Annotated in this window: 22 protein-coding genes; 10 read left to right on the top strand and 12 right to left on the bottom strand. The window is 59.7% G+C overall.

Translation table 11 applies throughout. The features are described from left to right. Nucleotides 1-2: 2 nt before the first annotated feature. Together mlaE and mlaF are read right to left on the bottom strand one after the other, a co-directional pair. Nucleotides 3-782 carry a lipid asymmetry maintenance ABC transporter permease subunit MlaE gene (gene mlaE, locus AACS24_RS12785; RefSeq protein WP_033115464.1) on the bottom strand — a complete coding sequence of 260 codons (780 nt, stop codon included), beginning with the start codon at nt 780-782 and terminating at the stop codon, nt 3-5. Continuing rightward, nucleotides 782-1,582 (bottom strand): phospholipid ABC transporter ATP-binding protein MlaF, encoded by an 801-nt coding sequence (gene mlaF / locus AACS24_RS12780; protein WP_033115463.1) that lies wholly within the window; start codon nt 1,580-1,582, stop codon nt 782-784. Before mlaF ends, mlaE begins: the two co-directional genes overlap by 1 nt. Nucleotides 1,583-1,789: 207 nt before the next feature. Here mlaF and AACS24_RS12775 point away from each other — a divergent pair, with 207 nt between their 5' ends. The 10 genes from AACS24_RS12775 to npr all read left to right on the top strand — a co-directional run bounded on the left by AACS24_RS12775 (nt 1,790) and on the right by npr (nt 8,605). After that, nucleotides 1,790-2,785, top strand: a complete 996-nt coding sequence (locus tag AACS24_RS12775; RefSeq protein ID WP_033115462.1) for a KpsF/GutQ family sugar-phosphate isomerase — start codon at nt 1,790-1,792, stop codon at nt 2,783-2,785. Further along, nucleotides 2,785-3,339: a 3-deoxy-manno-octulosonate-8-phosphatase KdsC gene (kdsC, locus tag AACS24_RS12770; protein WP_108570887.1), complete on the top strand. Its 555-nt coding sequence runs from the start codon at nt 2,785-2,787 to the stop codon at nt 3,337-3,339. The genes AACS24_RS12775 and kdsC overlap by 1 nt, the downstream gene beginning before the upstream one ends. After that, nucleotides 3,336-3,896, top strand: coding sequence for an LPS export ABC transporter periplasmic protein LptC (gene lptC / locus AACS24_RS12765; RefSeq protein ID WP_043850961.1), 561 nt, complete (start codon nt 3,336-3,338; stop codon nt 3,894-3,896). The genes kdsC and lptC overlap by 4 nt, the downstream gene beginning before the upstream one ends. Further along, the gene (gene lptA / locus AACS24_RS12760) at nt 3,883-4,410 is read left to right on the top strand and encodes a lipopolysaccharide transport periplasmic protein LptA (protein ID WP_033115459.1); all 528 of its coding nucleotides are present in this window, start codon (nt 3,883-3,885) and stop codon (nt 4,408-4,410) included. Before lptC ends, lptA begins: the two co-directional genes overlap by 14 nt. A 3-nt stretch (nt 4,411-4,413) precedes the next feature. Continuing rightward, nucleotides 4,414-5,139: an LPS export ABC transporter ATP-binding protein gene (gene lptB / locus AACS24_RS12755; protein WP_033115458.1), complete on the top strand. Its 726-nt coding sequence runs from the start codon at nt 4,414-4,416 to the stop codon at nt 5,137-5,139. 63 nt (nt 5,140-5,202) lie between these two features. Beyond that, nucleotides 5,203-6,642, top strand: a complete 1,440-nt coding sequence (locus AACS24_RS12750; protein ID WP_108570885.1) for an RNA polymerase factor sigma-54 — start codon at nt 5,203-5,205, stop codon at nt 6,640-6,642. A gap of 21 nt (nt 6,643-6,663) precedes the next feature. Then, complete coding sequence (gene hpf, locus AACS24_RS12745; protein WP_005336323.1) at nt 6,664-6,951, top strand: ribosome hibernation promoting factor; 288 nt, start codon at nt 6,664-6,666, stop codon at nt 6,949-6,951. A gap of 2 nt (nt 6,952-6,953) precedes the next feature. Next, the gene (ptsN, locus tag AACS24_RS12740) at nt 6,954-7,400 is read left to right on the top strand and encodes a PTS IIA-like nitrogen regulatory protein PtsN (RefSeq protein ID WP_042030121.1); all 447 of its coding nucleotides are present in this window, start codon (nt 6,954-6,956) and stop codon (nt 7,398-7,400) included. 45 nt (nt 7,401-7,445) lie between these two features. Then, nucleotides 7,446-8,312, top strand: a complete 867-nt coding sequence (rapZ, locus tag AACS24_RS12735; protein ID WP_041210126.1) for an RNase adapter RapZ — start codon at nt 7,446-7,448, stop codon at nt 8,310-8,312. Nucleotides 8,313-8,332: 20 nt separating this feature from the next. Then, nucleotides 8,333-8,605: a PTS phosphocarrier protein NPr gene (gene npr, locus AACS24_RS12730; RefSeq protein WP_033115454.1), complete on the top strand. Its 273-nt coding sequence runs from the start codon at nt 8,333-8,335 to the stop codon at nt 8,603-8,605. Between the two features lie 9 nt (nt 8,606-8,614). On the opposite strand, the gene AACS24_RS12725 is transcribed toward npr, so the two are convergent. From AACS24_RS12725 to degS, 10 genes are all read right to left on the bottom strand, one after another. Beyond that, entirely contained in the window at nt 8,615-10,519 is a 1,905-nt protein-coding gene (locus tag AACS24_RS12725; protein WP_108570884.1) for a BglG family transcription antiterminator, read from the bottom strand. Between the two features lie 107 nt (nt 10,520-10,626). Then, nucleotides 10,627-11,367 carry a 2-dehydro-3-deoxy-phosphogluconate aldolase gene (dagF, locus tag AACS24_RS12720; protein WP_108570883.1) on the bottom strand — a complete coding sequence of 247 codons (741 nt, stop codon included), beginning with the start codon at nt 11,365-11,367 and terminating at the stop codon, nt 10,627-10,629. Then, the gene (locus AACS24_RS12715; protein ID WP_108570882.1) at nt 11,367-12,482 is read right to left on the bottom strand and encodes a DgaE family pyridoxal phosphate-dependent ammonia lyase; all 1,116 of its coding nucleotides are present in this window, start codon (nt 12,480-12,482) and stop codon (nt 11,367-11,369) included. The genes dagF and AACS24_RS12715 overlap by 1 nt, the downstream gene beginning before the upstream one ends. After that, a complete protein-coding gene (locus AACS24_RS12710; RefSeq protein WP_108570881.1) occupies nt 12,466-13,605 on the bottom strand; it encodes an amidohydrolase/deacetylase family metallohydrolase in 1,140 nt (379 codons plus the stop codon). The genes AACS24_RS12715 and AACS24_RS12710 overlap by 17 nt, the downstream gene beginning before the upstream one ends. A 42-nt stretch (nt 13,606-13,647) precedes the next feature. Continuing rightward, nucleotides 13,648-14,298 (bottom strand): DUF4310 family protein, encoded by a 651-nt coding sequence (locus AACS24_RS12705; RefSeq protein ID WP_005355144.1) that lies wholly within the window; start codon nt 14,296-14,298, stop codon nt 13,648-13,650. Nucleotides 14,299-14,309: 11 nt separating this feature from the next. Then, nucleotides 14,310-15,086, bottom strand: coding sequence for a DUF4311 domain-containing protein (locus AACS24_RS12700; protein ID WP_005341754.1), 777 nt, complete (start codon nt 15,084-15,086; stop codon nt 14,310-14,312). A gap of 39 nt (nt 15,087-15,125) precedes the next feature. Next, on the bottom strand, nt 15,126-15,422 hold the full coding sequence (locus AACS24_RS12695; RefSeq protein ID WP_042030114.1) for a DUF4312 family protein: 297 nt from the start codon (nt 15,420-15,422) through the stop codon (nt 15,126-15,128). Then, complete coding sequence (locus tag AACS24_RS12690; protein ID WP_033115447.1) at nt 15,422-15,787, bottom strand: SFCGS family glycine-rich protein; 366 nt, start codon at nt 15,785-15,787, stop codon at nt 15,422-15,424. The genes AACS24_RS12695 and AACS24_RS12690 overlap by 1 nt, the downstream gene beginning before the upstream one ends. Next, on the bottom strand, nt 15,788-16,150 hold the full coding sequence (locus AACS24_RS12685) for a transcriptional regulator (RefSeq protein ID WP_042030112.1): 363 nt from the start codon (nt 16,148-16,150) through the stop codon (nt 15,788-15,790). Nucleotides 16,151-16,471: 321 nt separating this feature from the next. Then, nucleotides 16,472-17,593, bottom strand: coding sequence for an outer membrane-stress sensor serine endopeptidase DegS (gene degS / locus AACS24_RS12680; protein ID WP_108570880.1), 1,122 nt, complete (start codon nt 17,591-17,593; stop codon nt 16,472-16,474). Nucleotides 17,594-17,665 lie beyond the last annotated feature (72 nt).

Here is a 17,665-nt window from a genome sequence, read left to right as displayed (position 1 = left end):
CCTTATCCAAACATGACTGCAGTGAGAATAAAATCCAGGCCGAGTACGGCGAGGGACGAGTGAACCACGGTACGAGTCGTGGCCTGACTGATCCCGGCCGAGGTCGGCTTGGCATCATAGCCGTTGAAGAGGGCTATCCAGGTAACCACCAGAGCGAAGATCAGGCTCTTGATGGCACCCTGCATGATATCTTCATGCCAGTCGACAGAGGCCTGCATGGCAGACCAGAAGCCCCCTTCGTCGACGCCAAGCCAGTCAACCCCGACCAGCTTGCCGCCAAAGATACCGATCAGGCTGAACATGAAGGCCAGCAGCGGCATGCTGATGACCCCGGCCCAGAAGCGGGGTGCCACCACCCGGCGCAGCGGATCGACAGCCATCATTTCGAGGCTTGAAAGCTGTTCGGTCGCTTTCATCAGACCTATTTCAGCGGTCAGAGCCGAGCCGGCGCGACCGGCAAACAGCAGCGCGGTTACCACGGGGCCCAGCTCCCGCAACAGGGAGAGAGAGACCAGCGGGCCCAGGCTCTGCTCGGCACCGAAATCCTTCAATACGTTGTAGCCCTGCAGCGACAGCACCATGCCGATGAAGAGCCCCGACACCAGAATGATGGCGACGGACTGCACCCCGACCACATAGAGCTGCTGCACCAGCAGCGGGAAGTGCTTGCGTGGCTCGGGTTTGCCTGCCAGCGCATGGAACAGCATGATGGCTGCCCGACCCAGAGAGGTGATGGCGCGAATGCCGACCCGCCCCAGCTTGCTTATTTGACTTATCAACATCAGAGATCCTGTAGCAGGTCGCCTGCCGGAAAGTGAAACGGAACAGGACCATCGGGCAATCCTTTAAGGAACTGCTCGACTTCGGGATTGTGCTCCTCGCGCAGCTGTTCCGGCGTACCGTGCGCCACCACCTTGCGGTTAGCGATGATGTAGGCGTAATCGGCGATGCTGAGCACCTCTTTCACATCGTGTGTGACGATGACGGAGGTGATACCAAGGGCATCGTTCAAATCCTTTATCAGCTTGACCAGCACCGCCATGGTGATGGGATCCTGCCCGACAAACGGCTCGTCATACATGATGAGGTCGGGATCGAGGGCGATCGCCCGAGCCAGTGCTGCCCGGCGGGCCATGCCGCCGGAGAGCTCGGAAGGCATCAATTTTGCCGCGCCGCGCAGACCTACAGCCTGCAGCTTCATCATGACAATGGTGTGGATCAGCTCTTCCGGCAGACCGGAGTGTTCCCGCAACGGGAAGGCCACGTTGTCGTAGACCGTCATGCCGGTAAAGAGGGCGCCGCTCTGGAACAGCATGCTCATCCGCTTGCGCACCTCGTAGAGGCGCGAGCGGGAGAGGGCGGGGATATCTTCCCCGTCAAACAGGATATGACCGGACTCGGGTTTGAGCTGGCCACCGATCAGCCGCAGCAGGGTCGTTTTGCCGATGCCGCTCGGGCCCATGACGGCGGTGACCTTGCCACGGGGAATGGTCAGGTTTATCCCGTCATATAGCAGCCTATCTCCGTGACTGAAGGTCAGATCGGAGATGGTGATCAGGTCATTGTTCAAACAATTGTCCATTCGGTGTAAATGAGGTGCGAATTTTATGGGCTAGTCTAGGTCTAAGCAACAGCAAGGAACAACTATTGAGCAGCCTTCAGCGCGGTTTGCGCGACAGTTTTATGTAACAAACTGCGTCATGTGTTACGGGATTTGCCATCCGATTCGCTTATCAGAGCAGACTTTTTTATAATCCCGCAGCTAAATTCGCCCCGGAGCTGTCTCTTTATGTCTGCAACCCCCGAGAAAGTGTCTGAACTGTTCGATTTCCGTCGCAGTGCCCGTGCGGTGCTGGACACAGAAAAGCAAGCCATTGATGGACTCTATCAGTATCTGAACGACGCCTTCGACAAGGCGTGCGAGATGGTGCTCCGTTGCGGTGGCAAGATAGTGGTCACCGGGATGGGCAAGTCGGGCCATATCGGCAGCAAGATTGCCGCCACCCTGGCCAGTACCGGTACGCCGGCCTTTTTTCTGCATCCGGGTGAGGCCAGCCACGGCGATCTGGGGATGATTTCGGCAGGTGATCTCATCATCGCCATCTCCAATTCCGGCGAGAGCGACGAGATCCTGGCCCTGCTGCCGGTGCTCAAGCGTCGCGGTATCCCGCTCATCTGCATGACCGGCAACCCAGCTTCCACCATGGCCAAAGAGGCTAACGTGCACCTGTGCATCAAGGTGGAGAAAGAGGCCTGTCCGCTCGGGTTGGCGCCCACCTCCAGCACCACGGCGACACTGGTGATGGGTGATGCGTTGGCGGTTGCCCTGCTGGAAGCGCGCGGCTTTACCGCCGATGATTTCGCTCTTTCTCACCCGGGTGGTTCGCTCGGCAAGCGGTTGCTGTTGCGAGTGGGCGATCTGATGCACAGTGGCGAGCTGTTGCCCCGGGTGGGGATCGATGCCACCATCAGCGAAGCGCTGCTGGAAGTTAGCCGCAAAGGGCTCGGTATGACCGCAGTGGTCGACCAGCGCGGGCTGCTGGCGGGACTCTTCACTGATGGTGACCTGCGCCGCATTCTCGACCAGCAGGTCGATATTCATCGCACCCCCATCAGCCGCGTCATGACGGCCAACTGTGTTACCGTAGGGCCGGAGATGATGGCGGCAGAAGCCGTCAAACTGATGGAAACGAGAAAAATCAACGGATTACTGGTTGTGGATGGCGACAAGCGCCCGCTGGGTGCCTTCAACATGCATGACCTGCTGAAAGCCGGAGTTATTTGATGCAAAACGTACCGACCCTCTATGGTCCGGTGACGCGCAGCCAGTTCGACAAGGCGGCGCAAATTCGCTTGCTGGTGTGCGATGTGGACGGGGTGCTCTCCAATGGCCTCATCTACATGGGAAACAACGGCGAAGAGTTGAAAACCTTCTGTACCCGCGATGGCGCCGGCATGCGGGCACTGCTCAATGCCGGGATCGAGATCGCCATCATTACCGGGCGCAACTCCCGTATCGTCAGCGATCGGATGAAGAGCCTGGGGGTGGCCCATGTGGTACAGGGTGCGGACGAGAAGCTGCCTCATTTTGAAGCGCTGCTGGCCAAGCTGGGACTGACACCCGAACAGGCCGCCTATATGGGAGATGACACCATCGACCTGCCGGTGATGGAGGCCTGTGGTCTCGGCATTGCCGTTGCCGATGCCCATCCGCTGGTACTGAGCCGTGCCGATATGGTGACCCGGCTTGGCGGTGGTATGGGGGCGGTGCGCGAAGTATGCGATCTCATCCTGCAGGCGCAGGGCCATGACGATTATCAGCCCGAGGTATCGGCATGAGCAGACAGACCCTGTTGTTTGGCCTGCTGTTTCTGGTCGCTCTGGTGGCCTGGCAGCTTGGCAAGGTGGAGCTGGTGCCCGAGGCCAAGGTCAAAACCGAGCACTATCAGCCGGATTTTGTCGCCAGAGATCTGGTGACCACCCGGTTCGATGTCAACGGCAAGCGTACCGAGCGGCTGGAGTCCCAGTATGCGGAGTATTTCCAGATCCTCGAGCAGGCGACCTTCGAAAAACCGGTGGTCTACATGTTTGACGAGCAGGGACAGGCCGAGTGGAAGGTGACGGCCGAGACCGGCGTACTCAATACCGATGACAACGTGATCCTGCGGGACAAGGTGCATCTGGACGGGTTGCTGCCGGACTCCTTTATCTCCAAGCTGGATACGCCCTATATGGAGCTGGATCTGGTGACACAGGACGTACGCAGCAATCGGCAAGTGAACATTTTGGGTCAGGATTTCCAGACCGAAGGGGTTGGCCTCAAGGGCCATCTGGACCGCAAATATTTTGAGCTACTGGATCAAGGTCATGCCATCTATTTCAATGAAAAACGTTAATCTGGCTCTCGCCGCCCTGATGCTCTGCGGCACAGTCAACGCCAAGGAGTCCGACTTCACCGAGAAGGTCTATGTCGACGCCATCAAGCAGGTGGCCGAGATGCAGGACAACCGCATCACCTTCGAGCAGGATGTGACCATCAATCAGGGCACCATCAGGATCAAGGCTGACAAGGTTGTGGTAACCCGTTCCGGCGAGAAAGGGGCCGAGGTAATGACTGCCTATGGCAAACCCGCTACCTTCTTTCAGATCCTGGATAACGGCAAGCCGGTCAACGCCCATGGCGACAGCATTCGCTACGAGCTGAAGAAGCGCCTGGTGACCATCACCGGCAACGGTCAGCTCAAACAGGAAGATAGTCAGGTCAACGGCGACCTGATCCGCTACGACATCGTCAAACAGAAGATGATTGCCGAGAGCAAGACCCCGAACCAGCGGGTCAAGACGGTATTCCTGCCCGACCAGGTCGAGAATTTCGACAAGCCCGCCGACCAGAAGAAGCAGGGAAAATAAGCCATGGCAGTATTGAAAGCAGTCGGCCTGCAGAAGAGTTACAAGCGTCGCATGGTGGTTAGCGACGTGAGCCTTGAGGTGGGTACCGGCCAGATAGTCGGCCTGCTTGGCCCCAACGGTGCCGGCAAAACCACGTCGTTTTACATGATCGTCGGGTTGGTACAGCGCGATGCCGGTCTCATCACCATTGACGATCAGGACATCAGCCTGCAGCCCATGCACGTGCGCGCCCGCAACGGCATCGGTTACCTGCCGCAGGAAGCCTCTATCTTCCGCCGCCTCACGGTGTATGAAAACCTGATGGGAGTGATGCAGACGCGCAAGGAGTTGAGTCGCGAAGAGCGGGAGGACAAGGTTCAGCAGCTGCTGGAAGAGTTCAATATCACCCATATCCGCGACAACCTGGGGCAAAGCCTCTCCGGTGGCGAGCGGCGGCGGGTCGAGATTGCCCGGGCGCTGGCAGCGGAACCGCGCTTTATCCTGCTGGATGAGCCTTTCGCAGGGGTTGACCCGATTTCTGTGATAGACATCAAGAAGATCATCCAGCACCTGAAAGATAGGGGGCTTGGCGTCTTGATTACCGACCACAACGTCAGAGAGACTCTGGACGTATGCGAGAAGGCCTATATCGTCAGCCACGGCCAGATGATTGCCGAGGGTGCACCGGCCGATATCCTCGCCGATGAACAGGTCAAGCGCGTCTATTTGGGCGATCAATTCAGTCTATAGTAAGGGGGCAGCCTTCATTCTCTGTGACAGTGCCTCGCTGAACATAAGGATATCCCGACGTAGATGAAGCCGACATTACAGTTGCGTCTCGGTCAGTCCCTGACCATGACGCCGCAATTACAACAAGCGATTCGTCTGCTCCAGCTCTCCTCTCTGGAACTCCAGCAGGAAATTCAGCAAGCGCTCGAAAGCAATCCTCTGCTGGAGCAGGAAGAGAGCGAAGTGCAGGAGACGGCCCCGCAAGAGGCTGTCGATGCCAGCCAGCTCGACTCCAGCGATGCCATGGCTCAGGAGCAGATGCCTGACGAGTTGCCGGTAGATACCACTTGGGATGAGGTTTACTCCGCCGGTACCGCCCAGAGTGCAGGCCCGATCCACGACGGTGAAGACAGCGTCTATCAGGGTGAGACCACCGAAAACCTGCAGGACTATCTGCTGTGGCAGATGCGTCTAACACCATTCAGCGATGTGGATGCCGCCATCGCGCTTGCCATCATCGATGCCATCGACGAATCCGGGTATCTGACCGTTGCACTGGAGGATATCCAGGCCGCCGTCAGCAGTGACGAAGTAGAGGTCGAGCTCGACGAGGTGGAGGCTGTTCTCAAGCGGGTGCAGCATTTTGACCCGGTCGGTATCGCCGCTCGCTCGGTGCAGGAGTGTCTGCTTATCCAGCTGGAACAGTATGCCCCCGAAACTCCCTGGCTCAACGAAGCCAAAGAGGTGATCCTCGAGCACATGGATCTGCTCGGCAACCGCGATTATCGCACTCTGGCCCGCAAAACTCGCCTCAAGGAGAGCGACCTCAAGGAGGTGCTGGATCTGATCCAGCTGCTGGAGCCCCGCCCCGGTAACGGCATCATCCAGAGCGACTCCCAGTATGTGATCCCCGATGTTTCGGTGGTAAAGCGCCAGAACCGCTGGGTGGTGGAGCTCAACCCCGATTCCGCCCCGCGCATCCGGGTCAACGAGACCTATGCCGCCATGGCCCGCAACGCCCGCAGCAGCACGGATACCCAATTCATCCGCTCCCACCTGCAGGAGGCCAAGTGGTTCATCAAGAGCCTTGAGAGCCGCAACGATACCCTGCTGAAAGTAGCCAGCTGTATTGTCGAGCAGCAGCAGGGCTTTTTCGAGTATGGTGAAGAGGCGATGAAGCCAATGGTGCTCAACGACATTGCCGAAGCGGTGGAGATGCATGAGTCGACCATCTCCCGGGTGACGACCCAGAAGTACATGCATACCCCCCGCGGTATCTTCGAATTGAAGTTTTTTTTCTCCAGCCATGTGAACACCGAAGGAGGAGGAGAGTGCTCATCGACCGCAATTCGCGCGCTCATCAAAAAGCTGGTAACGGCAGAGAATCCTGCCAAGCCGTTAAGTGATAGCAAGATCGCGGATTTGCTGGCCGAACAGGGTATTATGGTGGCTAGACGCACGATCGCTAAGTACCGCGAATCCTTGTTTATCCCACCTTCCAATCAGCGCAAACGCCTGGTTTAGGCAAAACAAAAGGATGATGTTATGCAAATTAACCTGACCGGACACCATGTCGAGATCACCGAAGCTCTGCGTGATTATGTGAATAACAAATTTGCCAAACTCGAGCGTCATTTCGACCACATCAACAACGTGCATGTGGTGCTTAGCGTAGAGAAACTGAACCAGATTGCCGAAGCCAAACTGCACGTCAGCGGTGGCGAGGTATTCGCCAACTCCGAGCATGCCGATATGTATGCCGCGATTGATACCTTGCTCGACAAGCTGGACAGGCAGATCATCAAGCACAAAGATAAGTTAAATAAAAAATAACTATGCAACTTGAACACATACTGAGTCGGGACTGCACCAAGAGTGCAGTCCCATGCACCAGCAAGAAACGTGCCCTTGAAATCATCAGCGAGCTGGCCGCCGAACGCCTCGGCACCTCCCGCCAGGCGCTGTTTGAATGCTTGCTGGCCCGCGAGAAAATGGGTAGTACCGGGATCGGTGCCGGTATTGCGATCCCCCACGGTCGAATTGACGATGAGTTCCCGCCAACCGCGATCCTGATGACCTTTGCCGAACCCATCCCTTTCGACTCCATCGACAATCAACCGGTTGACCTGCTGTTTGCCTTGCTGGTACCGGAGAGCGAGTGCAAACAGCATCTCAAGACCCTTTCCCTGATGGCTTCCAAGCTGGGCGACAAGGCGGTCTGCCGCCAGTTGCGTCAGGCTACCAGTGACGAAGAGCTCTATCAGATCATGACCTCGGCCTGATGTGCAGGCCCTGATGACACACCCGTTTTGGCGTGAGGGAACAAGATGCAGTTAATCGTGGTGAGTGGACGTTCGGGCTCCGGCAAGACGGTAGCCCTGCGGGTGCTGGAAGATCTGGGCTACTACTGCGTAGATAACCTGCCGGTCAACCTGCTGCCCCAGCTGATCGTCTCGGTCGAGAGCCAGTATGACAAGCTGGCGGTCAGCATCGACGTGCGCAACCTGCCCGGTGACCCGGAAAAACTGGAGAACCTGCTGGCTCAGGTTCGCAACGAAGGGCGGGTGGAATTTGCCAGCTTCTTCTTCGATGCCGATAACGGCACCCTGCTCAAGCGCTACGGCGAGAGCCGCCGTCTGCACCCCCTGTCGCGCAACAAGCTGTCGCTGGATGAGGCGATCCGTCAGGAGACCCACCTGCTGGCGCCGCTCTCCTCTACTGCCGACCTGCGTATCGATACCACCAACCTCAGCATTCACGACCTGAGCGAGCTCATCAAGACCCGGGTGCTCGGCAAGAAAGAGAACGAGCTGGTGCTGGTGTTCGAATCTTTCGGCTTCAAGTACGGCATTCCCAAGGATGCCGACTTCGTGTTCGATGCCCGTTTCCTGCCCAACCCGCACTGGATCCCGGAACTCAAGCCTTTTACCGGCAAGGATGAACCAGTCGCCAACTACCTCGCGGCGCAAGCTGATGTGATGCTGTTTACCCAGCAGATCGAAAACATGCTGGCGACCTGGTTGCCTCATCTTGAGCGCAACAATCGCAGCTATGTGACGGTCGGCATCGGTTGCACCGGCGGTCAGCACCGTTCGGTCTTTATCGCAGAGCGGCTGGCTGCGGCCTTCAGAGCGCTGGGCAAGAACGTGCAACTTCGCCACCGTACCCTCGACAAGAACCCATCCCACTCCTGATGACGCAATAGGACGGCCAAATGACAGTCTCTGCTTCGGTTGAAGTGAAAAACAAGCTGGGCATTCACGCCAGACCGGCCATGATGCTGTTCGAGCTGGTACAGGGATTCGATGCCCATGTGTTGCTGCGTAATGAAGATGGGGTCGAGGCCGATGCCGACAGCGTGATTGGCTTGCTGATGCTGGACTCCGCTCAGGGCAAGCAGGTGGAAGTGCAGGTTGAGGGCCCCGAAGAGGTTGAGGCCCTTGCCGCCGTAGTGGAGCTGTTCACCTCGGGTTTCAACGAGGAGTAGTGGCGACGCTCAGGGCGCTACTCTTGCCAGCGCCTTGAAATCGGCAAAATCGCGACAAGCCAGCAGACTCCTGCTGGCTTTTTCGTTCATCAGCGCCAGGAACAGATCATAGAGCCCCATCGCCTCCTCATAGTCTGCCTTGCTGATGGCCAGCACGAAGATGAGGGTGGCGTTTTCGCCATTGCCCCAGTCGATACCCTGTGGTGCCAGTACGGTATAGACCAGCGTCCGATGTGCCAGCAGGCCAAGGGAGTGGGGCAGGGCGATACCCTCACCCAGCATGGTGGAGACTATTCGCTCCCGCTCCTGCAGGGAAGCCCTGAATCCGCTCTCCACCAGATCCTCAGCCTCCAGCTGGCTGCAAATGCGATCAAATAGTTCCGCCTGGGTAATCGGCTCGTTGACCACCATGAAATGGTCTGCATCGAAGTACTTGTCGAGCATATAGGGGCGGGTACGGTCGATCAGCACCAGCTTGCCAAGTTGCTCCAGTTGGTACTGGGTCGGGAAGGGGTCGACCTGCACCACCGGCACATCCTTTTCGCTCACCTTGACGGTATTGATGACAAAATCCTGCTCGATCCGCTCCAGCCCTTCGTAATCCCGCACCGATTCAAGCGTGGTCAGCTGCAACTGGGGATACTCTCGCTTGATGCGGGCCTCCAGTACCCTGAAAGTGGCATTGCCCGCATCGCACAGCAGCAGTGCCTGCGGGCGTCTGGTGTAGCCGATATCGTAGTGGCGCTCCAGCCCGACCCCGATATGGATCACCAGATAGCCGATCTCGTGGTGGGTCAGCCGGTAAGGGGTCTGCCTGATCCACTCCGAGATGGCTGCCAGCGTGATGTCGTAGGCGAGGGGGTAGTACTGCTTGATGTGGTCTGCCAGCGGATTGTGGCTGCCGATCTGGTACTTGACCCGCAGCAGCATGGCGCTGATGTGGGTCTGCAGGTCGGCTCGCAGCTGCAGGTCGCCCCGCAGATCATAGGGGTAGTGCTGGTGGATGTACGTGAGCAGATGTTCCACCAGCTGTTCGCTCTCGGCCGCCATGGCCGGGCTAAGCTGAGGCGCTTCGGCAATCAGGCGCGCCTGGATCTGGATAGCGAGGCAGGCTATCTCCTCTTCTCCCGGCGGGGTGAGGGTCGGCAGTTCGCCATAGATGTCACGAGCGACTGCCAGCAGGGGGGCAGTGAGATCCTCGCTGGCGAATTGGCGCAGCTCGTGGCCAGCGGCCTGGCGCAGCAGAGCGACGGCGCAATAGATGGCAAGCTGCTGCAAACTCTCGTCGGCCAGACGCAGCTGATGACGGCTCAGCTGGGCGTGAATGTGGTTGCCCACTACCTCCAGGGTTTTGCTGGGGCAGAGGTTGGGTAGCAGGGTTTGCAACTGATTGTTGTGCAGCAACTCCTGATAGAGCAGCTGGGTCAGGCAGGCACGGATTGCCGTCTCGCTCCCCTGTATCCGCATACCCACCCGTGGTTTGCTCTCGACCGCGAGGCCAAAGTGAGCAAGCTGTTCCCGCACTTCCGCCATATCGCCCTGCAGCGCCGTCCGGCTCAGGTACCAGGTATCGGCCAGCTCATCGAGCTTGATCCCCTGCTCTGCCGTCAGCAGCAGGATCTGCAGATGCAGCACCCGTTCGCGACTGGTGCGCGGCAAGGTACTCTCCTGTCCCTGCGCTGCCAGCAATGCCTCAAACAGCGTCTGATTGTAGATCTTCAGCTGGTAGCCGCTGCCACGCTGGTGGATCAGGTGGGCGCCGTGCGTGGCAATCAGTTCGTTGAGGGTCGCCACATCGGTGCGTACGGTGCGGGTGGAGACATTGAGGCGCCGTGCCAGCTCCTCCTGCGGCAGCGGTTCGGCATGAAGTTGGGTCAGCAGCTGGTGCAGTCTCGGGTGGGGCAGCTTGATCATGTGGGGATGAGCGTCTCCTGTCGCACGATAAAAGGGCCGATGTTAACAAGCATGTCACCAGCAGGCCAGGCACCGGTCAGTGATTAAACCGGTGCCCGTGACTGCCATCACGCCAACAGTCGTTTCACCATGGCCAGCAGAGTCCGTACATCATCAGGACGGGTCTGACCGCTCACGCTGTCGATGATGGAACTGTAGACGTGAGGGATCACCTTCTCGACCCCGGCATCCAGCGCGATTCGCACAATCTCTTCAAAGTTGTCCAGATCGATGCCGCCGGTGGGCTCCAGCCAGAAGCCGTGGCGGGCACACGCCTCAGCCACCGCCTGATACTCGTCGCGGCAGGCCAGCCCGCCCATGGGGAAGAACTTGACCGAGCTGCCACCCATGTCCTTGAGCAGGGCGATGGCGGTATCGATGGGGACAATACCGTCCGGCTGCCCGGCGCTGAGCGGGCCGGTGGAGATCTTCACCATGCCCGGCATGCCGGTGGGGGAGATCAGGCCGTTGACCAGCGTCTCTGACTGGCCGAGCAGCGCCCGGCTGGCGCCAACGCCAGTGAACACCTGGTTGACGTGCTGGGGCTGCAGCTGGCAGGCCAGCTCGGCCACCATGGCGGATTGGCGTGGATCACCGGCTCCCAGTCCGATGGAGAGGGCGTTGTCGATAAGCTTGGCGTAAGCCCGCATGTCGGCCACCGCGGAGGGGATATCCGGGTAGTTTTTGGAGAGCACTCCGACCAGCACGTGGCCTTCGGCTGCGTCGTACACCTCGACGGCATTCTCTTTGGAACCTGCCAGCACGTTGAGACAGATCCGATCACGGTAGTAGTTGGGGGTAAGGGACATCAGCGATTCTCCTGAACGAGGTTGGCAATGGCAAAGTGGATTTGGTCGAGCTGGGGCACAGTGACGCTGCGCACATCGATCTCGATGTGCCCCTCGTTGGCCTTGTAGCCGCGGCAGTAGATGGCAGGCGTGCCCTGTTGCAGACGGGTGACGACCTGCACCGTGGTCATGCCGATCTGCTGGTGGTTGAAGGCGATATCGGTGCGGGCGATATCGCGCCCTGCGCTGTCCCACACCACTTTGGCTGTGACGCCGGGCAGCTGGTTGAGGCGCTCGATGAAGGGGGTCATCTTGGCGACCATGGCGGCGCCGCTCTCTTTCTCTTTGGCCAGATAGCGCTCGATGGCATGGGTCAGGCCGAGGATCCCCTCCTTGCCCACCTTCATGGCGCGGCCGATGCCGTTGGCTTGCTGCTTGACCCACTCCACGTACTGACGCTTGCCAAGTACCAGCCCGCTGGTGGGGCCTTCAATGGCCTTGGCGCCGCTGTAGATGACCAGATCCGCCCCCTGGTTGTAGTAGAGGCGCAGATCCTCTTCGGCGGCTGCATCAACGATGAGCGGGAGCCCGTGGGCCTTGGCGACCTCGGCGGCTTCGGCCACCGACAGAATGCTCTTCTGCACGCAGTGGTGGGACTTGATATAGAGGATGGCTGCAGTGTTGGCATTGATGGCAGCGGCCAGCTGGGCGGGGGAGCACTCGTTGGCGTAACCGGCTTCCGCTACCTTGCCGCCACCCAGATTGACCATGGTACCGACCGGGGCGCCGAAGTTGACGTTGTGTCCCTTGGCCAGCACGATTTCGCTTGGCACATCGTGGGTATGGGCGTGCAACTGCTCGAGGCGGTAGGGGTCGCCGCGTACGATCACGGCGGCCACCGACTGGGCGATGCCGGCGCTGGCGCAGGAGACCACCACCGCATCTTCCACTCCCAGCAGGCCAGCCAGATAGGCGCCGGTCTTGTTGACCAGATCCTTGACCTCGAAGTAGTGGCCGAGGCCGAAGTTGACCGCATCGACCACCTCCTGCTCGGGGGTAGATACGCCGAGAATGGTCATGCGCCCGGAGGCGTTGATCACCGGTTTGAGCTGATATTTCTCATAAACAGAAGGCATGGTGTGATTTCCCATAGTGAGTCAGAACCAGTTCGCCCCCTACCAGGGCGGCGAGAGGCTGCAGTTGTTGGTCACCGCTGCGGGACTGGGCTTCGGTATCCATAAACAGGGTCGGGCCGCTGGCGACCTCGAACAGGGTCAGATCGGCATCGGCGCCCACCTCAAGCCGCCCCTTGCCGGAAAGGTGCAGGGCATCGGCGGCCTGATGGGTGACACAGGCGAGCACCTGCTCCAGCGTCATGCCGATGGCGAGAAACTTCGACATCACGTGAGCCAGACTGTAGACCGGCCCCTTGATGCGGTTCTTGCAGTAGATGTCGGAGCTGATGGTGCGGGGCAGGATCCCCTGCCGGATAGCCAGCTCCGCCACCTCGAAGCTGAAGCTGGCGCCGCCGTGGCCGATGTCTAGCAAGAGGCCCCGCTGCATCGCCTCGCGCACAGCTTGGCGCAGCTCGCCAGCCGGGGTCAGGATGCGGTTGGGCTTACCATTGAAGCAGTGGGTCAGCAGATCGCCATCTCCCAGCAGGGCGACGATCTCGTCCAGATCCGGCGGCGTGTTACCCACATGCACCATCAGCGGTAGCTGGCCGTGGGCCTGTTGCAGCGCCTTGGCCATGCGCAGCGGTTGCAGACCGTTTTCTCCGACTACGCTGCCGCTCATCCGCGCCTTGATGCCGACGATAAAGTCGGGGTGGCGGCGAATGGCTGCCGAGGCGAGATCCATATCGAGGTCTCTGCTATCCGCCAGCTCGTTCTGGCGTAGCAGACCAATACGGGAGATGTTGAGCAGGGCATGCACCCGGGTCTTGCAACCTGCAGCGATCTGCTGGAAGTCATCCACATCGTCGGCTCCGGTGCTGCCGGCATCGATGACGGTGGTGACGCCTGATTCGACTCCAACCTTGTCCGGTTCATCGTGATAGATGGGGGAGGCGGGGTAGCAGTGGGTGTGGCCATCGATCCAGCCGGCGCTGACGTGGATCCTGCCTGCAAGATCCAGTGTCCGCCGCGCCGTTGCCGTCCCCGGCAGGGAGCCGATGGCGGCGATTTGGCCCTCCCTGATGGCGATATCGACGAGCTGGCCATCTCCCTGGCGCCCCGCTTTGATGATCGTGTCGTACATGCTGATAACCTCTGGCGAGCCGCCCCGCAGGGCGGCTGGTACTTACACAAGGGCGACCGGGAAGAAGGTACCCAGCAGCATGGCTCCCAGGATGGCACCGCCGGTGATGGGCTTGCCCCACACGTAGAACAGCAGGGCACCCAGCAGGGAACCGATACCGATGGGGATCGAGGCACCCATGGCGGAGAGGATGATGAGGGGGCCGAGGAAGCGGCCAGAGCTGTTGCCAGCGCCCATCATGACGTCGGCTCCGTAGGTGGAGTTGCTCTGGTTGATGGTGAACTTGCGCGCCAGAATGATGACGTAGCCGATGGCCAGACCAATCCCCATGCCGGTTGCCAACGAGGCACCGAAGTTTTCCACCGGATAGACGATGCCGGCACCCAGCAGCAGGGCTGGCACACCGAGGCCGACCCCAGTCTGGATGGCACCGCCGATATCCAGGATCCCCACCAGGGATCCCTCGATGATGCGGGCGAACAGGAAGCTGGCGCCGAAAGCGGCTACCGCGCCGTAGGCACCCGTGTCCATTCCGGCTTTCAGCATGGCGACGAAGGCTACCTCGTTGAAGGCACCGACCCCGTACAGATAGAACATATGGGTACCGGCAAAGACCCCGGCCGAGAGCAGGCCGACGAAGATGGGGAATGACCAGTCGGCATACCAGAAGTTGTTTTTCAGTTTCTCATCCATGGTGTGACCCCTTATTTGCCGCTCAGCAGGTTATGGACGTTTTCCAGCCACAGGGGGACACCCATATGGAAGGATTCAATCAGTTTCATGTCGAAGCCGCGGAAGAAGCCGCTCAGCACGAACAGCAGGACGATGGCCGCCATCATCACCTTGGTGACGTGGTTCCAGCCGCTCTCTTCAACCCCTTTGCCGATCAGGATGCCGAGCACCAGACCCGGTACCGCGTTGCCCATGATGAGCTGTGCCAGACCGCCGAAGATGGTGGCCCAGAAACCGGATTTCTTGCCCGCTTCGATGGCTGCCAGCCAGAAGATCACCGGCATGACGGTGTTGACCAGCAGGTTGGCGGCCGGCACCAGTACCTTGACTGCGGTGACCTGCAATGCAGCCGGGACGGCTGCGGCCGTGCTGTTGAGGAAGGCGACCACGATGGCGCCAATGATGCCGCCAGCGATGGCCATCTTTTTCGGGTCGTGCAGGGTGGTGGCAAGATCCCGGTTCTTGAACAGCAGTGCCGCCGTGGCCCAGTGCGGGATGATGCGGTGATCCACATCCTGGGTGAAGGCGCCAGCCGCCACGGTGGAGGCCCAGGCGTTGAAGAAGAAGCCCAGACCAAACGAGAAGTGGGAAGCGGGATCCCCTTCGCAGGAGTTGAGTTCGCCCAGGGTACGGAAGGCGCCCATGCCTTGTACGGTCGGGGCGTGGAACATCCGCGCCGCGCCGGCCCCCACCCCGACGCCAACCAGGCCGCCAATGATGAGAGACTTGATAAATATGATTAGAAACATCCAACGTATCCTTCTTGTGGGGTGGTGCCGGTCAGGAGATCACACCTGGGTGAACGTCACCCTGGCGACGTCGAGACTGGTGACCTGAACCGTGATCTCCAGCTGGACGCGGTATTCGCGGCGCTGGCGCGGCAGGAAGAAGAACAGGAACTTCTCCACCCGGACCGACTCCTCGGCTTTGAGCACCTGTACATCTACCGGCTCAATGCGCAGCAGTACCTGCTGGTTGTCCTTGAGCAGTGTGGGTTGCACCTGGCTGAGGGCGGAGGCAAACGCCTGCTGACGGGTTGTTCCCTTGCCGCTGACGGTGACCCGGGTGGTGAAGTTCTCTTTCATCAGGCGTGTCCGTGTTTCTTGGCGAAGGCTTCAACCAGTTTCTGGCCCAGCTCTTCCTTGTCCATGAAGCCAAAGCCCAGCACGACGCAGCCTTCGTTGATGGCGGTGACGCCCTCTTCAATGGAGCGCATGCCGTAGCGGCACTTGTAGCCGTACTTGGTCTGGGCTGTGATGGCACCGGCGCCGCCGCTGCCGCAGAAGGAGATCCCCAGATCCGCCTGCTCCTTGTTCATCACGTCGCCGAGCTTCATGTCGGCGGCCATGCCGGGGATGATGGTCACGCTGGCTCCGGCTGCTTCCGCGCCTGCACCCACTTTCTGACCCTTGCCGAGACGATCTCCAATCACGAGTTTGATGGCAGTCATTTAGTTATCTCCTGTTACTGAGCTGAGTTCGTTTTCTTTGGCTACTTCAAAATGGACGGACAAGAGGTGTGCCTCTTCGTAGGCGAGTCGCTCCAGCCAGCTGACAACCTGCTCGGCGAGACGCAGGGAGAGGGGAGAGATCTCCTCAAACAGGCTGAGGTCAACTTCCGGCAGCGGTTCACCGCTGTGGGAGCGCCACACCATGGCTTTGACGTGTGAGGCCAGCATCTGCTGCTGCACCTCGTTGGGGCGGATGCCCTGATCGCCCAGCAGAATATGAATGCGTGCCAGGATCTGGTCGGTCTGGCGCAGCAGCGCCGGGCTGTCCGGGGTCAGGGTCTGGTCGTGGGTCTCTGTTTGCAATGTCTGCTCTCCAAGGCTGGCAGAAGGGATGGCTCTACCCTAAGCCGACACGAATAGAGAGAGGAGGCAGCTTTTTTCCGATTCGAAGCGGAAATTCCCGTCATTCGGGGTCAAAGAGAGCCCTTTGTTGGCAAAAGAGAGTGGAAAAGGTCTGAACGAGGCTGGATTAGTGTGAGCGGAGGCGCACTTTTCCGTTTTCAACGGGCAGCTGAGCCTTGGCGAAAAGTGTGAATTGCCTCACGCAGGCGGGGTGTATTCATGAAACAGCAGGCAAGAAAAAGGGCGGTTGGCCGCCCTTGAACGATGAGATGGGGGTCGAGGTTAGCTGGCGCCTGCCGCGCTGGCGGCAGCCCTGTTCTGGTAGCGCAGATCCTCTTCGATGGTCACTACCACCTCGAGCGGCTTGCCATCGCGGAAGACCGAGATGGAGAGCTTGGTGCCGGGGCGGCTCTCGACGATCTTGTCCATGGCGGCACGTACCCCGGTGATCGCTTCGCCGTTGATCTTGAGCAGCACGTCACCCCGTTGCAGGCCGCCTTTGGCCGCCGGACCGACCGGATCCAGACTCTCGACGATGAGGCCGCGCAGTTCGCCCAGATTCATCATACGGGCGACGATGGGGTTGATCTCGACACTGGAGATACCGAGATAGCCGCGAATGACGCGGCCGTTGGTGATCAGCTCGTCCATGATCCGCTTGGCCAGCCGGTAGGGGATGGCGAAGCTGATGCCGTAGCTCTCCTGATTGCCGTTGAGGTGATAGGTGGCGGTGTTGATGCCAACCAGGTCACCCCGGCCGTTGACCAGAGCACCACCCGAATTGCCGGCATTGATGGCTGCGTCGGTTTGCAGCAGATCCTGCCGGCCATTGCTGTCCGGCCCCATGCTGGAGAGACCGGTGCGGCCGGTGGCGCTGATGATCCCCTGGGTGATGGTCTGGCCGACGTTGTAGGGGTTGCCGATGGCAAGCACCACGTCGCCCACCTCGGGCTGGCTGTTCTGATCCTGCGGGATCACCGGCAGGTTATCCGATTCGATGTAGAGCACCGCCAGATCGGTGAGCTGATCGGTGCCGACCAGTTCGGCGCTGAAGACGCGGCCATCCTGCAGGGCGACGATGATCTGATCGGCATCGGCGATGACGTGGTAGTTGGTCAGCACATAGCCACGCTGGTTCATGATGACGCCAGAGCCCAGCCCCTGTGGCTGCAGCTGTCCGCGATTGCCCTGATTGGAGGCAAAGCTGCGGGTATAGATGTTGACGACTGCCGGGCCGGCGCGGTGGGCGGCGTAAGAGAAGCTCAGTTCGCGGGCATTGGTGATCAGGCCGGGCAGTTGAGCCCCGCCACGGAAATTGGGGAACAGCAGCAACAGCAGTGCCGCAACGGTCAAACCGAAACCGACAGACTTGCCCAAGTAACTGACTAAAGAGGGGATTTTCATGTCATTCTCATCCGTGCTGGCTGCGGGCAGAGAATAACACTATCGATGGATAAAAATCACCCGCGGCGAGTG

It is taken from the genome of Aeromonas sp. HMWF016 (genome assembly GCF_963878195.1).
GTDB classification, from domain to species: Bacteria; Pseudomonadota; Gammaproteobacteria; order Enterobacterales; family Aeromonadaceae; genus Aeromonas; species Aeromonas lacus.
The sequence above is the reverse complement of the archived record's forward strand: the minus strand, read 5'-3'. Positions and strand labels throughout refer to the sequence as shown.

Excerpts from the sequence above, each read along its gene's own strand:
- kdsC (WP_108570887.1), top strand. The coding sequence starts at position 2,785 with ATGCAAAACGTACCGACCCTCTATGGTCCGGTGACGCGCAGCCAGTTC.
- AACS24_RS12725 (WP_108570884.1), bottom strand. The coding sequence starts at position 10,519 with ATGATCAAGCTGCCCCACCCGAGACTGCACCAGCTGCTGACCCAACTT.
- mlaF (WP_033115463.1), bottom strand. The coding sequence starts at position 1,582 with ATGGACAATTGTTTGAACAATGACCTGATCACCATCTCCGATCTGACC.
- AACS24_RS12715 (WP_108570882.1), bottom strand. The coding sequence starts at position 12,482 with ATGCCTTCTGTTTATGAGAAATATCAGCTCAAACCGGTGATCAACGCC.
- AACS24_RS12700 (WP_005341754.1), bottom strand. The coding sequence starts at position 15,086 with ATGTTTCTAATCATATTTATCAAGTCTCTCATCATTGGCGGCCTGGTT.
- AACS24_RS12710 (WP_108570881.1), bottom strand. The coding sequence starts at position 13,605 with ATGTACGACACGATCATCAAAGCGGGGCGCCAGGGAGATGGCCAGCTC.
- AACS24_RS12750 (WP_108570885.1), top strand. The coding sequence starts at position 5,203 with ATGAAGCCGACATTACAGTTGCGTCTCGGTCAGTCCCTGACCATGACG.
- mlaE (WP_033115464.1), bottom strand. The coding sequence starts at position 782 with ATGTTGATAAGTCAAATAAGCAAGCTGGGGCGGGTCGGCATTCGCGCC.
- AACS24_RS12690 (WP_033115447.1), bottom strand. The coding sequence starts at position 15,787 with ATGACTGCCATCAAACTCGTGATTGGAGATCGTCTCGGCAAGGGTCAG.
- rapZ (WP_041210126.1), top strand. The coding sequence starts at position 7,446 with ATGCAGTTAATCGTGGTGAGTGGACGTTCGGGCTCCGGCAAGACGGTA.
- ptsN (WP_042030121.1), top strand. The coding sequence starts at position 6,954 with ATGCAACTTGAACACATACTGAGTCGGGACTGCACCAAGAGTGCAGTC.
- npr (WP_033115454.1), top strand. The coding sequence starts at position 8,333 with ATGACAGTCTCTGCTTCGGTTGAAGTGAAAAACAAGCTGGGCATTCAC.
- lptA (WP_033115459.1), top strand. The coding sequence starts at position 3,883 with ATGAAAAACGTTAATCTGGCTCTCGCCGCCCTGATGCTCTGCGGCACA.
- AACS24_RS12705 (WP_005355144.1), bottom strand. The coding sequence starts at position 14,298 with ATGGATGAGAAACTGAAAAACAACTTCTGGTATGCCGACTGGTCATTC.
- AACS24_RS12695 (WP_042030114.1), bottom strand. The coding sequence starts at position 15,422 with ATGAAAGAGAACTTCACCACCCGGGTCACCGTCAGCGGCAAGGGAACA.
- hpf (WP_005336323.1), top strand. The coding sequence starts at position 6,664 with ATGCAAATTAACCTGACCGGACACCATGTCGAGATCACCGAAGCTCTG.
- lptC (WP_043850961.1), top strand. The coding sequence starts at position 3,336 with ATGAGCAGACAGACCCTGTTGTTTGGCCTGCTGTTTCTGGTCGCTCTG.
- lptB (WP_033115458.1), top strand. The coding sequence starts at position 4,414 with ATGGCAGTATTGAAAGCAGTCGGCCTGCAGAAGAGTTACAAGCGTCGC.
- dagF (WP_108570883.1), bottom strand. The coding sequence starts at position 11,367 with ATGTCCCTTACCCCCAACTACTACCGTGATCGGATCTGTCTCAACGTG.
- AACS24_RS12775 (WP_033115462.1), top strand. The coding sequence starts at position 1,790 with ATGTCTGCAACCCCCGAGAAAGTGTCTGAACTGTTCGATTTCCGTCGC.
- degS (WP_108570880.1), bottom strand. The coding sequence starts at position 17,593 with ATGAAAATCCCCTCTTTAGTCAGTTACTTGGGCAAGTCTGTCGGTTTC.